Genomic DNA, 14,341 nt, shown 5'->3' with positions numbered 1-14,341 from the left:
TGGGGCTACTGGCCTGTAGCGCTCCAGCAGGCCCGCTGGGGCGGGCATGAGCTTCGATTCTGGCCGGCATCAGGTGGAGACGTGCTACGGCAAGGTTCCAGTCGACTGCGTGCCTGCATTGCCTCACGTCAATCGCGTAAGCGAGCCACCGCTCGCGCATAGGCTGGAGAGAGTGCTCAAGTCGCTCGATGGCGGGTCAAGACCATGAGTGGGGCCGGTTAAATGGTTCTTATGGGTCTTGCAAGGGGATTCTTCAGGAAAATCATTACAAAAAATTATTAGGCAAATAGCTGCCTGGACAGTAATCTTCTGAGGCATTAATTGCCTAGGCAGCTATCGTGCAACACTTTGATCGCAACCAATTCTCATTGCTTAACTCTGTCGGGCATCTGATCGCTCAACTCAATCAGCTCAAGGACCGGATTCTCGAACTTCACGTAGTGGATCACGGCATCACCGCGCCCCAGTTCAAGATCATCCTGCTGATCAGCCAAGGTCGTGGCGGCACGTCAGGTGAGTTCGCCCGACTGCTCAATATCGACAGCGGCGCCATGACCCGCATGCTCGACCGGCTCGAGGCCAAGGGCCTGATAGTGCGTGAGCGCAGCCAGACGGACCGGCGGCAGATTCGCATTGTCCTCAGTGCCCAGGGGCAAGTCCTGGCCGAGCAGGTGCCACGTATCGCGGCCGATGCCAGTAACGATCTGGTGGCCACTCTGAGCAGCGATGAACTCGCTGAACTCCAACGCCTGATGAAGAAACTGCTGGTCGCCGCAGGCGCCTACCAGGGAGAAGACTGATCCATGTTCTTGCGCACTCCTGCCGCGCTGTTGGTGGCGACCCTGGGCCTCACCGCCTGCTCTTCATTCGAAGGCTTGCACCCCGAAAACCGGATGATTGACCCAGCCAAGTTGCAGGGTGAGCACACGTTTGCCAATGCACTGACTGCGCCCAATTGGCCGACGGCGGACTGGTGGAATCACTTTGACGATCCCCAACTGAACGGCCTCATCAGCGAGGCGCTGGCCACCAGCCCGGATCTACAGGTGGCCGATGCCCGGGCACGGCAGGCCAGCGCTGCGGTCCTGGCGGCCGATGCGGCCAGGCAGCCCAGCGTCACGGGTAACGCGGGCATCACTCGCTCGCGTGCGGCACGGGTGGATGACCCGGCCGGGCAGGGTGACATGTACGGCACCTTGCGCACCCTGTCAGTCGATGCCAGTTACACCTTCGACCTCTGGGGCGGGCAGCGCGCCGCATGGGAGGCGGCCCTAGGCAGGGCACGGGCTGGCGAAGTCGACCAGCAGGGCGCGCGTCTCAAACTGGCCTCCGATGTGGTTCGTGCCTACAACGACCTGGGCTTGGCCTATGCCAATCAGGACATCGCCGAGCAGGATCTCAAGCGTGCCCGCGATCTGCTGAAACTTGGCTCCGAGCGTGTCGAGGCAGGCCTGGACAGCAACTACCAATTGCAGCAGAGCCAGAGTATCGAGGCGACTGCCGAAGCGGCGTTGACGGCTGCACGGCAACAGGTCGCGCGTGGTCGTATCCGCCTGGCGACCCTGCTGGGTAAAGGACCTGACCGGGGTGAGCGCCTTGCGCGTCCGCGCCTGATCGCTCTGGAGCGCGTAGGCCTGCCTGCGAATATTCCCGCTGACCTGCTTGGGCGCCGGCCTGACCTGGTCGCTGCCCGGTGGCGGGTCGAGGCTGCGAGCAGGGATATCGATGCCAGCAAGACCGAGTTCTATCCGAACCTCAACCTGACTGCGGCGGCCGGGACCAAGTCGTTGCTGGGGGATGCCTTGTTCGGGGGGGCGAGCCGCTTCTTCAATATCGGCCCCGCGCTGTCGCTGCCGCTGTTCGATGGCGGTCGCCTGCGCGCGGGACTGGCGGCTCGCGATGCCGATTACGACCTGGCGGTCGCGCAGTACAACCAGACCCTGGTCACCGCCCTGGGCGATGTCGGCGACGGCATCACCCGCATCCGCGCCCTCGAACAGCAAGAGGGGCAACAGCGCCGGGCCCGCGATATCGCCCGCAACTCCTATGACCTGGCCATGCAGCGCTATGGCGACGGCATCGGTAATTACCTCGATGCGCTGAGTGTCGAGCAGCAACTGCTGCAGGCGGAGCGTGAACTGGCCAGCCTCGGCGCACAACGTATCGACGCCTCGGCACTGCTGATGCAGGCCCTGGGAGGCGGCTTTGAAAATACCACCGGTGAGCCGACCACCTCGGCAACTACCCATCAGAACTGAGAGCGAAACCATGTCCGACGCACTATCGACGAGTGATGCCAAAACTCCCGCCACGGAAGGCAAACCTTCGAGCAAGCGCAAGCTGTACCTGGGCATTCTGGCGGTTGCGGTTCTGGCGGCAGGCGCGGGTATTTTCGCCTATCACGAGCTGTACGGCCGTTTCTACCAAAGCACCGATGATGCCTATGTGAACGGCAACCTGGTGCAGATCACGCCACAAGTGACCGGCACGGTGACGCGGATTGCCGTGGACGACGGTGATTATGTGCAGGCCGGCCAGCCGCTGGTCTGGCTGGACCCGTCCGACACCCAGGTCGCCCTGGAAAGCGCTGAGGCCAACCTGGCCAAAAGCGTGCGCCAGGTGCGTGGTCTATACAGCAACGTCGACAGCTACAAGGCCCAGGTCGCCTCGCGCAAGGTCGACGTCGAGCGGGCGAGGGCGGATTATCAGCGGCGTGCCAAGCTGGCCAGCACCGGTGCCATTTCTCGCGAGGAACTGGCTCACGCGCAGGACGCCCTGAACAGCGCGCAAAGCGCGCTGACTTCGGCCCAGCAGCAACTCGACACCAACTTCGCCCTGGTCAACGACACCGTCATCGCCTCCCATCCGGACGTCAAGGCGGCCGCCGCCAGGTTGCGCCAGGCATACCTCGACCAGGTGCGGAGCACCCTGGTCGCGCCGGTGACTGGCTATGTGGCGCGCCGTTCGGTACAGGTCGGCAGTCGCATCCAGCCCGGTACCGCGTTGATGGCGGTGATCCCACTGCACGAAGTGTGGGTCGACGCCAACTTCAAGGAAACCCAACTGGCGGATATGCGTATCGGCCAGCCGGTAGAGGTCGAGGCCGATCTGTACGGAGACAAGGTGAGTTATCGCGGCACCATCGAGAGCCTGGGCGTCGGTACCGGCAGCGCGTTCTCGTTGTTGCCGGCGCAGAACGCCACCGGCAACTGGATCAAGATCGTCCAGCGCCTGCCGGTGCGCATTCGCCTGGAGCCGGACAACCAGGACAAGTACCCGCTGCGCATTGGCCTGTCGACCAATGTCACCGTCGACCTGCATGACCAGGACGGCGCGGTGCTGGCCCAGCAAGCGCCCAAGGAGCCGCGCTTCAGCACGGCGGTGTATGACCAGCAGATGGTTCAGGCCGATGCCCTGGTCGAGCGCACCATCCACGCCAACGGCCCGAGCGAAGCAGGCGTCGCCAAGCGCTGACCCGGAGATTTCATGAGCGATCAATCATTCCGGCCGGCGAGCATGCTGCTCGCCACGGTCGGCCTGTCGTTGGCGACCTTCATGCAGGTGCTCGACACCACCATCGCCAACGTCGCCCTGCCGACCATTTCCGGCAACCTTGGCGTGAGTGCGGAGCAGGGCACCTGGGTCATCACTTCGTTCGCCGTATGCAACGCCATCGGCTTGCCGCTGACCGGCTGGCTGGCACGGCGCTTCGGTGAGGTGAAGCTGTTCCTGGCGGCGGTGGTGTTGTTCGTCCTCACCTCCTTTCTCTGTGGAATCGCGCAATCCATGCCGGAGCTGGTGGTGTTCCGCGCGATGCAAGGACTGGTCGCAGGGCCGATGTACCCGATGGCGCAAACGCTGCTGCTGGCCATTTTCCCCGCAGCGAAGCGGGGCATGGCCCTGGCGCTGCTGGCCATGGTCACGGTTGTCGCGCCCATCGTCGGGCCCATCACGGGTGGCTGGATCACCGACAGCTACAGTTGGCCGTGGATCTTCTTCATCAACGTGCCGATTGGCATCTTCGCCACCTTCATCGTCTGGTCCCAGTTGGGCGGGCGGCCCGAACAGACGGTCAAGGCGCCTATCGATTATGTCGGCCTGACCTTGCTGGTGCTCGGCGTCGGCCTGCTGCAGGTGGTGCTCGACAAGGGCAACGACCTGGACTGGTTCGAATCGCAGTTCATCATTGGCGCCACGGCGGTATCGGTCATCGCGCTGATCGCACTGGTGATCTGGGAGTTGACCGACCGTCATCCGATCATCAACCTGCGCCTGTTCCAGTACCGCAACTTCACCTTTGGCACCCTGGCCCTGGTGCTCGGTTATTCGGCGTTCTTCGGCATCAACCTGCTGTTGCCGCAGTGGTTGCAGACCCAACTGGGCTACACGGCGGTATGGGCCGGCCTGGCCGCCGCGCCAATCGGTATTCTGCCGGTATTCCTTTCGCCGCTGGTGGGCCGTTTCGCGCACAAGACCGACATGCGCCTGCTGGCCGGCGGGGCGTTCCTGGTGATGGGGGTTTCCTGTTTCGTTCGGGCCACCTTCAATACCGAAGTGGATTACCGGCATATCGCCGACGTGCAGATTTTCATGGGCCTGGGCATCGCCCTGTTCTTCATGCCGGTGACCACCATCCTGCTGTCCAGCCTGCCACCCAAGGACATTGCCGAAGGTTCGGGCCTAGCCACTTTCCTGCGCGTGCTGGGCGGCAGTTTCGCCTCGTCGCTGACCACCTGGCTCTGGCATCGCCGGGAAATCTTCCACCATGCCCAGCTTGCTGAGCACGTCTCGCCCTATGATCCGGCGGCGCAGCTCTATATCGAGCAGCTTGGCGGTGCCAGCCAGTCGACCTTCGCCCAGATCGACCGGGTGGTGGAAAGCCAGGCCTACATGCTGTCGACCGTCGATTATTTCACCCTGCTGGGCTGGGTGTTCATGGGCCTGATCCTGATCATCTGGCTGGCCAAGCCGCCGTTCACTGCCAAGGCGGGCCAGGACAGCGGTGGCGGTCACTGATGCCCGCCCCGGAGTCAGAGCAGGTTCAACTGCCTGGCTGCCGGGGCGCTAGTGGGGAACAGCGGTCGGGTCGGGATGAAGCGGGCCAGCAGTGTGGCCGCGGCGATACGCTGGCGTTGGCTGCCGTCCCGCAGGACTGCCAGGCATTGGGCTTCACTGAACGGCTTGCCGAGCAGGTAGCCGGTCCCGGCCTGGAAGCCTGTGCGGTTGGCTTGCCACCAGGCGTCGACTTTCAACGGGTCGGGCCAGGCCAGGTCGGTATCCGGGTCCATCTCGACGTTCGGGTCGCCTGGATCGTCAGTCGGGCCCGCGTCGTAATCCGGGTAGTCCCTGAGTTCCAGGTCGAGTTCGGCAAGATCGGCTCCTGTGATCAGGCTGAACGCTTCTCCGGCCGCCCGGGCGAAGGGCAGTGCCTGCATATGCTGGATCAGCCAGGGCACGCTGAACGGGTCGCCGAACAGGCCGACGGCCTGTATCACCAGACGTCGATGCGCTGTGCTTTGCATCAGGCCGCGTAGCCAGGTCACGCTGGTCTCGCGTGCTTGCCAGCAGAGCAGCACGCGCAGCGCTCGCAGGCTGAAAGGTCCGGCATGTTCGGCAAACAGGCGCAGTGGCCCGAGTGCTTCTTCGTCGCCCATCTGCGCCGTCGCCCAATTGGCCCAGAAGCGCACGGCGGCGTCGGCATGCAGGCGATGGACGCGGATATCGCGCATCAAATCGCGCCGGCGTAGTTCTCCGGCAGTGCGTGCGGCGCGTGCCAGCACGTGACTGTCGGCATTGCCCAGGGCCGACAGCAGTGCCGGGCCGGGATCGTGTCGATGCATGCCGCAGGCTGCCAATCCTATGCGCCTGAAGAGCGGTTCGGCAGAGGCCAGCAGTCGTTCGACCCAGGGCTGTACCTCTGGCCACTGCAGCCAGCCGATGGCGGCGGTGAAGGCGCGCTCGCCATGCGTTGTCTGACGAAGATGGGCTGCCAGTTTCGCCAGGCTGCCGTTGTCCCCGGCTCGGAAAGCCAGCACGGTGGTGGCGAACAGCTCAGCCTCGGCATGTGGGCTGAACTGCTCGAACAACACGTCGAGCCCGGCCGCTCCCGCGATCGACAGACCATCGAGGTGCGCTTCGATACGCTCCTCCAGCCGTTGCAAATGCTTGAGGTCATAGTTCGGCGCATGCACCGCCTGAAGGCGCAAGCCGCCGAGAAAGCTGGCTTCCTCGGCGTGCTGATCGAGAACGTTGCGGATAATCAATCGATTCGCGTCCAGTTCTGGCCATCGAAGGCCAGGATGTCCTTGGCCCCGATCGACCACAGGACACCGTCGCCAGCCGAGAGGTGATAGCAACTGCCTGGTTCCTGGTCAGCGAAGTCCACCGCGATCAGTTTTCCATCCGCGAGGGTGAACAGGCCATGCATCGTCGACAGATAAAGCCTGCCGTCGTACCAGGCCAGGTCCCAGATATCGTCGATCATGCTCTCGTGGTCGATGACTTCCCAGGCGTCGTCGCGCCCTTGCAGGAGCAGGCCCTTGCGGCCGCAGGCATAGACCTGGCCATCGCCTGCGCAGAGTAGGCGGGTCAGGACGATGTTGGTCGGGCTGGGTTTCTGTTGCCAGGTCACCCCGTCGAAGTGCCAGATTTCGCCGTTCCAGCCGGCTGCGTAGATATCCGTCTCGGAAAACCCATCCACGGCCTCGAACCCGACGACCTGGCGATCGCCCTCGGCAGGCCTGGCTCCCTTGTCGATAGCCACCCAGTTGTCGGCATCGTCGCGCCGCCAGGCCTGGCGGTTCATGCCGACCACGTAGACGCGCTGGCCAATCGTCCGCACGCCCCGCAGCGGCCCACGGGCCTTGATCGCGTCAGCCGAGCCGCCGATCTGCTCTTCATGCGTGTCGCCGCTGCCCATCAGGCGTACGCCGCCATAAATCCCTACGGCACACATCTGTTGCAAGGGACGGCGTGCCACACACATGCCGGCGGTGGGCCACAGCACCTTGCCGCCATCCGCCCAGGTGCCTGCGTCCCACTCGGAGAAGTAGGTGTGCGGATAATTCTGTTTTTCAAGCTCGTCGCCACACATGGCGATGTAGGCAAGGTCGGCGAAACGCACGGCTCCGGTTACGAAGGAAAAAGTGTCGGTCCAGTGTCCGCTCATAAGAACTCCATGTGGATAGTCAACGTGAGCCACCGACATGAGCATTTCTCATCGCATGGATGGCATCGGTTCGCTCGGCCACTCTGGCGGTGGCGGCGCTTACGTCATTGGATGAGTAATTGCCTGTCTGCACGGCCTTGATCTCGGTGCCGTCACTCATGCCCTGGCGCTTGTGGTAATAGTCCAGTTGATGCTTGAGGCACTGTTCGTCGCAACTCGACTCGGGGAAGGTCTGGCCTACGGCTTCTACTGCACTGTCCCGGGCTTTGCCATACGTCGTGGCAGGCGCTTCGACTGTTCCGCCAGTGCTTGTCTTCAGCGCCTTGACGGGCGCTCCTGCGGCCTTGGCGCTCTGGAATGTATGCAGCAGGCCGTGGGTTCCGGTGTATTGGGTCTGGCCCTCGGCACAGATGGACAAGGCCTTGCCCGCCCGATACGTATCGGACACGCCGGCAAGCGTCGTACCGCTGCGGCCGCTTTCATGCACGGCGCTTGCCTCGATCAGATGGTGGGGCGTCTGCGACGGGCAACAGGCATTGCCTGCGTCCTTGTCTTCTTTCGGCGGCTCATAGGGCCTGAGTGTGCAGCGCATTGCGGCGAGGCATTTGTCCGCGGCGATCTGGTCTGCCAGGGAATGGGCTTCGCCGCTTTCTTTCTTGCGCGAGGGCAGGGCCGCCGAACACGCTTCGTTGGGCTTGTAGCCCTTGCAGTCGTTTTCCTGCTTGGCACGGTCTCCGGCGCACGGGTCCTTGTCGCCGGAGGTCATCGAGTCGGCATATATCCAGGGGGGCGTATTGCCTGGCTGGGACGCGTGGTTGTGGGTGGTCAGGTCCATGTGCCGGACCACATTGAGCCCTTCGAACTTGACGTTCATCGACCAGGCGGTGAAATACACCTTGCCTTTGTTGCGGCTGGTGATCACGCCTTTCTTGGGGGCGCAGCCCGCTTCGTCGCCGTAGCTGGTCTTGAAGTAGCTACGGTCCTTGAGCATCACTTCCTTGCCGGTGATCTTCACCGAGCGCGTGCCGTTGGTGGTGTCTTTCGACATCCCCGTGTTGGGGTAGGGGATCGGCACGCCCATTGGCGTCGGCGGAGCCTGTGGCGGCGTGAAGCAGACATCGGGAAAGCAGGCGACGGACTTGCCCTGGGCAGCCTTGCAGGACACTTCCATGCCGTTGGCGAAAACCTCGTTGGCCATTATGCGGCCCTCACGGTGCGATAATCGAGCACGACGGCGGCACGCTCGCCGGCATCGTTGCCCAGGTGCAGGAGGATGTTGTTGCCCTCGCCATAGCCCTTGCGGCATGACGCGAGCGCCACTGCAAGCATCGCCGGGCCGATGGCCGCACCGCATTCGCCGATGCAGTCGGCCGGATGCCAGAGGTGGAGAAATTCCTTGCGCACCCGCAGGGTCCGGCTGAGGGCCAGGGATGCTTCCTTGAAGTAGTACTGCTCGCCGGACAAGTCGGTCAGCCTGTAGTCCATCGCCTCCATGCCGCATCCCGCTTCGGCCAGCGCACCTTGGAGGGCGCGGGTCAGGCCATCGGCCCGCAACGGCATGTCTTCACTGTCGATGGTGGATTGTTCCATGGCGAAACCAAGCCCGCTGCAGAGCAATTGGGGTTGCTCGCTCTGAACAGGTGCCCCCAGCACCACGGCCGCGGCGGCTTCACCCGGGATGAAACCATTCGAGTTGCGACTGGTCAGCAGCCGCTCACGTCGTTCGAATTCTGCCAGGGTACTGGAGACCAGCAAGGAATCGACGCCCGCGACCAGGACATGGCGATGGCCATTCTGGTGGATCAGCTTCCGTGCATTGAGCATGGCCACGGCGGCGCCGACCCGGCCCCTGGCAATGACTGCGGAGTCTGGGTGTAGCGCTACTCCCATCTCCCTCTGCGCATCGTGCAGCAGGCTGGCGTCCAGTGCATGAAGCCGTCCTGGCCGGTCGCTTTCCGCCAGGGCCAGCATCAGCGGTGTGCTACTGGGATCGACTTCCGGCGCTGCCCGCAAGGCTTCGCCGAGGACGCTGACCAGCATCTTCAGGAGCTTGCTGCGACCGCCCCAGGGCTTTTCCAGGGTGACGCTGGCGCCCAACTGCCACTCGCCGCCACGGTCGATGAAACGGGTTTCCTGGAAGTTGTCGATGGCGCAACGTATGGCGGCGCAGCTGGAGGGCGCATCATGGCCAACCGCGGTTACCATCCCGGTGCCCAGGATCGACAGCGGAGCGTTCATGCGTTTTCCCGGGCCAGGCGTTTGGCACGGGTCAGGTCGGACAGCGACGGATAGTAGGTCTTGCCCATCTGTCGGGCATGCCACCAGGCAGTCGACATGCGCCCGAGCAGGACATCGGAGACTTCGAACATATTCTTTCTCAGCATTCGACTGGCTCGCCAGGTGATTTCCACCTTGCCCAGCTCGGTATTCACCAGCAGGGTATCGATCACCGCCGCCAGCGTTTCATGGCCGCCTTTCTTCAGGAAGAACGTCACCGGCACTTCCATCCTCGGCACCTTGAAACCGGCGCGTTCCTGTCGGGTCAGGTTGAGCAGCAGGACGTCTTCGCCTCCTTTCAGGTAGTCGGTCTGCTGGTCTGCCGGCGCGGCCTGGTAGTAGCGGCTATCGAAGTCCGGCGGCAGGAACGGAAAATGGTCGGCCAGCCAGGCGTCGTCGTAGGTGCCGGCGAAGCCGATGCGCTGCGCCCAATGGCGGCCGATCGGCCCCAGGGCCATGGGCTCGAAGTTGCCATGGGGGCTGTCGATGGGCTTGCCCAGCGCCTCGGTGGTCGGCATCGGCATGCCCACTATGTCGGCAGTCGCCGCGCTCTTCGGATACCAGCCTCGACCGGCCGGATTGGCCATGAAGGATTCGGTGAAACCCGGCCTGTCGCCCATCGCGTGGCTGCCGCCAAAAGCCTGGGCATAGGAAATGTCCTGTTCCAGGAATGGCTGTGGTGCACCGGCGCTGGCGCCAAAGCTGCCGGGTTGCCACTGGCGTGGGCCGAGTACGCTGAATGCCTTGCTCACGCGGCCAACACGAATACCGGCAGTGACCTGCGTGGCGGGCCGGCCGTTAGGGGCGTAGGCCTTGCCGAGTACCAGCACGTCGCAGAAGGGCTTGACCGGCGCGAAGTCCATTTCCTGGCGTGGCGCGGACAGGCCAGGCTCGCCGAAATATTCGTCGGCCATCAGCAAGGGGCGCTGGTCTTCCGCCAGGCGCGCTTCGCTGCCATCGAGCGGCAGGTCGAAGGTGCCCTTGGCGATCACCACCAGCGATTCACGGCCATCCGGGGCCAGGCCTTGGGTGTAGGCGGCGACCAGGCGGGTCGCGTTGAGCAGTTCCATGTCAGTTGATCTGCACCGAGCCGCCCTTGATGCGGTTGACGCCGCTGGAGCGGCTGGACAGGTAGGCGCCCTTGATCAGCACCTTGCCTTCGCGGGTCAGGGTGATGCTGGCCTTGCCGCAGCGCAGCACGATCTCGCGCTCGGCGGAAAACTCCAGGCGCTCGCCATCCAGATGAGCAACGGCTGCAGGTGCGGGTTCCTGCGGCAGGCGCTGGATGCGGCCGATGACCAGCGGCTGGGCGGGGTCGCCGCCGACGAACATCAGCGCGACCTGGGCGCCGATATCGTCACGGCTGAGCACGGCGGTGGTGGTCGCGGCGATGCCGGTTTCCGACGGGCAGCCGGCAAATGCCACCACCGGTGCGCCGGCGTTGGGCACATCGAGGAGAATGCCGATCACCACGCCATCGAGGCGGGTGGCCGCGGGGTTGAAGGTCTTCACGCTCATGCTGCTCTCCGGCTCAGTTCTGCAGGATTTTCCGGCCTTTCACCACGACGTTGCTGCTGGCCTTGACGTTGATCGAGCCGGAACCGTTGATGGTGATGTTCTTGCCACTGATGACGATGGTGCCGTCCTTTTTCATGCTGATGCTGGCGGCGCCGGTGACCAGGGTGATCGAGTCGCCGGCGTTCAGCGAGAAGTTGCGGCCGACGTTGATGCTGTCGCTCTGGCCGATGGCCGTGTTGCGGCTCTGGCCAACGCTGCGCGACTCGCCCTTGCCGATGCTGGTGGTCTGGTTGCCGCCGATGCTGACCTGTTCGTTGGCGCCGACGCTCTCGGTTCGGTTGGCACCGATGGTGATGGTTTCGTTGCTGCCGACCTGCTCGGTGCGGTTGCTGCCGATGCTGATGGTTTCGTTGTCGCCGACGGTTTCGCTGCGGTTGGCGCCGATGCCGATGGTCTCGTTGGCGCCGACGTTCTCGGTACGATTGGCGCCGATGGTGATGCTCTCGTTGCTGCCGACGTTCTCGGTGCGGTTGACCCCGATGCTGATGGTCTCGTTGTTGCCGACCTTCTCGGTGCGATTGACGCCGATGGTGATGGTCTCGTTGTTGTCCACCGTCTCGGTACGGTCGTGCTTCACATGCACGGTTTCGTCATGGTCGATGGTCTTGCTGCGGTCATGGCCGACCCAGTGGGTCTCGTCGTTCTCGACCTCGATGTCCTGGTTCTTTTCCGCATGGATGAACAGCTGTTCCTCGCCTTTCTTGTCCTCCATGCGGATTTCGTTGAAGTTGGCTGGCGTGCCGCCTTTGCTGGAGCGGCTCTTGATCCCGCTCTGGGTGGCGTTGGCAGGCAAGTCGTAGGGCACGGTCTGTTCGGCGTTGTACACGCGCCCGGTGATGATCGGCTGGTCGGGATCGCCTTCGAGGAAGCTGACGATGACTTCCTGGCCGATCCGTGGGATATGGATGGCGCCCCAGTTCTTGCCGGCCCAGTTGTGCGAGACGCGAATCCAGCACGAGCTGTTCTCGTCGGACTTGTCGTGGCGATCCCAGTGGAAGTGCACCTTCACCCGGCCGTACTGGTCGGTCCAGATTTCATCGCCGGCCGGGCCTACCACGCGAGCGGTCTGCGGGCCGCGCACGATGGGCTGCACGGTACTTGGCTGGGCGCGGAAAACCTGGCTGGCATCCATGCAGCTCAGGCTGCTTTCGAAACGGATGCTGCGGTTGTCGTCGCCACTCTCGTAGTGATCCGGGGTGATGCGGTAGCGGCTGGACACGACCAGGTATTTGCGGTTCTGGTCCTTGCGTGGGTAGCCGCTCATGCTGAACAGGTGGCCGGAACTCAGGCCACGGGCACAGCCGCGCATCTGCACCTGCTCGAAGCGGGTCTGGATCGCCTCCAGGCGATTGCGCGCATATTGCTCGCCATCGGCGCTTTGCACGTACTCGCCGGGATAATCGAACAGCTTGTGCTCGGCGTTGGCGTGATCGCGCGATGTGCTGGAGCGCACCAGCAGTTGGGCGCTGGGCCGTTTGAAATCGTATTCGTTGAGGGTCAGGGAACCCGGCTGGACTTCCCGCGCCATGCGCCAGTCGAAGATATGGTCGCGCTCGCGCATCTGGTCGTCGTGCGGGTAGTACGGCACTTCGGCATAGCCATCCGCCGTGGTGTGGGCGGATAGGGAGTCACACAGCACCAGCACATGGCGCCCGGCTTCGTGACGGAAGTAATAGTAGATGCCCTCGCGTTCCATCAGCCGGCTGACGAAGTCGAAGCTGGTCTCGCGATACTGCACGCAGTATTCCCACTGGCGGTAGGAGCGGCTGAGGGCATCTTCGAAGTCGGAGAAACCGAGGTCGCGGAACACCTGCTTGACGATGTCCGGCACCGTGCGGTTCTGGAAGATCTTGCAGTCGGAGGTGCGGGTCAGCAGCCACAACCAGGGGCGCAGGGTGATCTGGTAACTGGCGAACTGGCCGTTGCCGGTGTCCTGGGCGTAGCTGCAGGCGATGCCGTGGAAATAGCGTTTCTTGTCGTCGGGCAGCAGCAGGGTCACGTGCACCGGCTTGCCCAGCAGGGCGTCGAGGTCGACCGAGTGGTTTTCCGACACCAGCGCCAGTTCGTACTCGAAGGCACGTCCCAGCTCATCGAAACCGTCCAGCCGCTCCAGGGCCAGCACGTTATCTCCCAGCGGCGTGGACACGATGGCCCTGCGATAGTCTTGCGTGATTGCCATCCTTGCCTCGCCAATATCTCCGGTTGCTGGGTCGCCGCTGCGCGCGGCGGCCCGAGGCCGCGACGCAGTAGGGCTTTTTAGTGTAGCGACGGGGCAAATGTCCAGTGGCGCGATTGCGTTGTGTGGCGTATTTCCTGCTCCAGGCATCGCTGCGCCCCAGGATCAATCGGGTAGCCGGGCATCGCGCGCGCAGCATGCCTGGAGGAACTCGCGCAGGCGCTGCAGCAGCGGCGTGAGCGCGCTGCGATGGGCGCACACCAGGTTCAATGGCGCCGGATCGCCATACGCTGCTGGGAACAGCTCGACCAGGCGACCGGCACGAATATCCGGCAGCAGGTCCAGTCGTGACTTGTAGACGATACCGTGGCCGGCCAGGGCCCAGCGGCGTACCAGGTCGGCATCGTCACTGACGCGGTTGCCGGTGACCGTCACGGTCTGCGAACCGCGAGGCAGATGGAAGCTCCAGCGTTCGAACGTCTGCTCACTCCATACGTAACGCAGGCAGTTGTGCTGCGTCAGCGCCTCGGGCGTCGCAGGTATGCCGTGTTTACTCAGGTACGCCGGCGAGGCGCACAGGCTGCGGCGATTGCCTGGCGCCAGGGGCATGGCGACTAGCGCGGAATCGGCCAGGATGCCGTAGCGAACGACAGCGTCCAGCGGCTGGCGCAGCAAGTCCGCAGGCCGGTCACTGGTGCGCAGGTGCAGTTGCAGTTTTGGATGCAGCGCCTGGAATTCATCCAGCCACGGCAGCAGGATGTTGCGACCGAAGTCGGAAGGGGCCGATAACCGCAGCGTTCCAGCGATTTCCCCGCGACCGCTCGCCAGCGCTTGGGTGCCGTTGTCCAGCGCGGCCAGGATCGTACGTGCGTGGGGCAGGTAACGCTCTCCCTCTTCGGAAAGCCTCAGGCTGCGGGTGGTGCGGATGAACAGGCGGATACCGAGTTCACGCTCCAGGCGCTGAATCGCATTGCTGGCAAAGGCGGGAGACAGGTCCAGTTGCCGGGCGGCGGTGGAAAAACTGCCGCAATCGGTGGTCTGGACGAAAACCTGAAGGTCGTCGAGTCGAATCATTTTCAGCATTTCGAAGAAAGTGTTCCGTTATATAGCCGGTTTTTCTTCGAATGGGCAGGGTGCAATCT

Annotated in this window: 12 protein-coding genes; 4 read left to right on the top strand and 8 right to left on the bottom strand. The window is 63.7% G+C overall.

Translation table 11 applies throughout. From position 1 onward, the window contains the following. The first annotated feature begins 338 nt into the window (after positions 1-338). The 4 genes from ACSZPK_RS15085 to ACSZPK_RS15070 are packed head-to-tail and all read left to right on the top strand — an operon-like array spanning position 339 to position 5,016. Positions 339-800: a MarR family winged helix-turn-helix transcriptional regulator gene (locus ACSZPK_RS15085; protein WP_437882287.1), complete on the top strand. Its 462-nt coding sequence runs from the start codon at positions 339-341 to the stop codon at positions 798-800. Between the two features lie 3 nt (positions 801-803). Then, positions 804-2,258: an efflux transporter outer membrane subunit gene (locus ACSZPK_RS15080; RefSeq protein WP_437882286.1), complete on the top strand. Its 1,455-nt coding sequence runs from the start codon at positions 804-806 to the stop codon at positions 2,256-2,258. 10 nt (positions 2,259-2,268) lie between these two features. Continuing rightward, positions 2,269-3,474: an efflux RND transporter periplasmic adaptor subunit gene (locus tag ACSZPK_RS15075; protein WP_437882285.1), complete on the top strand. Its 1,206-nt coding sequence runs from the start codon at positions 2,269-2,271 to the stop codon at positions 3,472-3,474. 12 nt (positions 3,475-3,486) lie between these two features. Further along, on the top strand, positions 3,487-5,016 hold the full coding sequence (locus ACSZPK_RS15070; protein WP_437882284.1) for a DHA2 family efflux MFS transporter permease subunit: 1,530 nt from the start codon (positions 3,487-3,489) through the stop codon (positions 5,014-5,016). A 14-nt stretch (positions 5,017-5,030) separates the two neighbouring features. On the opposite strand, the gene ACSZPK_RS15065 is transcribed toward ACSZPK_RS15070, so the two are convergent. From ACSZPK_RS15065 to ACSZPK_RS15030, 8 genes are all read right to left on the bottom strand, one after another. Then, positions 5,031-6,263 carry a TIGR02270 family protein gene (locus tag ACSZPK_RS15065; RefSeq protein ID WP_437882283.1) on the bottom strand — a complete coding sequence of 411 codons (1,233 nt, stop codon included), beginning with the start codon at positions 6,261-6,263 and terminating at the stop codon, positions 5,031-5,033. Next, entirely contained in the window at positions 6,260-7,168 is a 909-nt protein-coding gene (locus ACSZPK_RS15060; RefSeq protein WP_437882282.1) for a hypothetical protein, read from the bottom strand. The genes ACSZPK_RS15065 and ACSZPK_RS15060 overlap by 4 nt, the downstream gene beginning before the upstream one ends. 19 nt (positions 7,169-7,187) lie before the next feature. Next, positions 7,188-8,366, bottom strand: a complete 1,179-nt coding sequence (locus ACSZPK_RS15055; protein ID WP_437882281.1) for a PAAR-like domain-containing protein — start codon at positions 8,364-8,366, stop codon at positions 7,188-7,190. Then, the gene (locus ACSZPK_RS15050) at positions 8,366-9,406 is read right to left on the bottom strand and encodes a hypothetical protein (RefSeq protein ID WP_437882280.1); all 1,041 of its coding nucleotides are present in this window, start codon (positions 9,404-9,406) and stop codon (positions 8,366-8,368) included. Before ACSZPK_RS15050 ends, ACSZPK_RS15055 begins: the two co-directional genes overlap by 1 nt. Continuing rightward, positions 9,403-10,515, bottom strand: coding sequence for a DUF2169 family type VI secretion system accessory protein (locus ACSZPK_RS15045; RefSeq protein ID WP_437882279.1), 1,113 nt, complete (start codon positions 10,513-10,515; stop codon positions 9,403-9,405). Before ACSZPK_RS15045 ends, ACSZPK_RS15050 begins: the two co-directional genes overlap by 4 nt. 1 nt (position 10,516) lies before the next feature. Next, the gene (locus ACSZPK_RS15040) at positions 10,517-10,963 is read right to left on the bottom strand and encodes a DUF6484 domain-containing protein (RefSeq protein ID WP_437882278.1); all 447 of its coding nucleotides are present in this window, start codon (positions 10,961-10,963) and stop codon (positions 10,517-10,519) included. A gap of 13 nt (positions 10,964-10,976) precedes the next feature. Further along, positions 10,977-13,202 (bottom strand): type VI secretion system Vgr family protein, encoded by a 2,226-nt coding sequence (locus ACSZPK_RS15035; RefSeq protein WP_437882277.1) that lies wholly within the window; start codon positions 13,200-13,202, stop codon positions 10,977-10,979. Positions 13,203-13,364: 162 nt separating this feature from the next. Beyond that, positions 13,365-14,273 (bottom strand): LysR substrate-binding domain-containing protein, encoded by a 909-nt coding sequence (locus tag ACSZPK_RS15030; protein WP_437882276.1) that lies wholly within the window; start codon positions 14,271-14,273, stop codon positions 13,365-13,367. Between the last annotated feature and the right edge of the window lie 68 nt (positions 14,274-14,341).

The sequence above is a fragment of the Pseudomonas sp. LRF_L74 genome (assembly GCF_965644255.1).
Lineage (GTDB): Bacteria > Pseudomonadota > Gammaproteobacteria > Pseudomonadales > Pseudomonadaceae > Aquipseudomonas.
This window is presented reverse-complemented; position numbering and strand designations above follow the sequence as displayed.

Coding starts and splice junctions, on each gene's coding strand:
- ACSZPK_RS15055 (WP_437882281.1), bottom strand. CDS start 8,366: ATGGCCAACGAGGTTTTCGCCAACGGCATGGAAGTGTCCTGCAAGGCT.
- ACSZPK_RS15080 (WP_437882286.1), top strand. CDS start 804: ATGTTCTTGCGCACTCCTGCCGCGCTGTTGGTGGCGACCCTGGGCCTC.
- ACSZPK_RS15035 (WP_437882277.1), bottom strand. CDS start 13,202: ATGGCAATCACGCAAGACTATCGCAGGGCCATCGTGTCCACGCCGCTG.
- ACSZPK_RS15075 (WP_437882285.1), top strand. CDS start 2,269: ATGTCCGACGCACTATCGACGAGTGATGCCAAAACTCCCGCCACGGAA.
- ACSZPK_RS15050 (WP_437882280.1), bottom strand. CDS start 9,406: ATGAACGCTCCGCTGTCGATCCTGGGCACCGGGATGGTAACCGCGGTT.
- ACSZPK_RS15070 (WP_437882284.1), top strand. CDS start 3,487: ATGAGCGATCAATCATTCCGGCCGGCGAGCATGCTGCTCGCCACGGTC.
- ACSZPK_RS15045 (WP_437882279.1), bottom strand. CDS start 10,515: ATGGAACTGCTCAACGCGACCCGCCTGGTCGCCGCCTACACCCAAGGC.
- ACSZPK_RS15040 (WP_437882278.1), bottom strand. CDS start 10,963: ATGAGCGTGAAGACCTTCAACCCCGCGGCCACCCGCCTCGATGGCGTG.
- ACSZPK_RS15060 (WP_437882282.1), bottom strand. CDS start 7,168: ATGAGCGGACACTGGACCGACACTTTTTCCTTCGTAACCGGAGCCGTG.
- ACSZPK_RS15030 (WP_437882276.1), bottom strand. CDS start 14,273: ATGATTCGACTCGACGACCTTCAGGTTTTCGTCCAGACCACCGATTGC.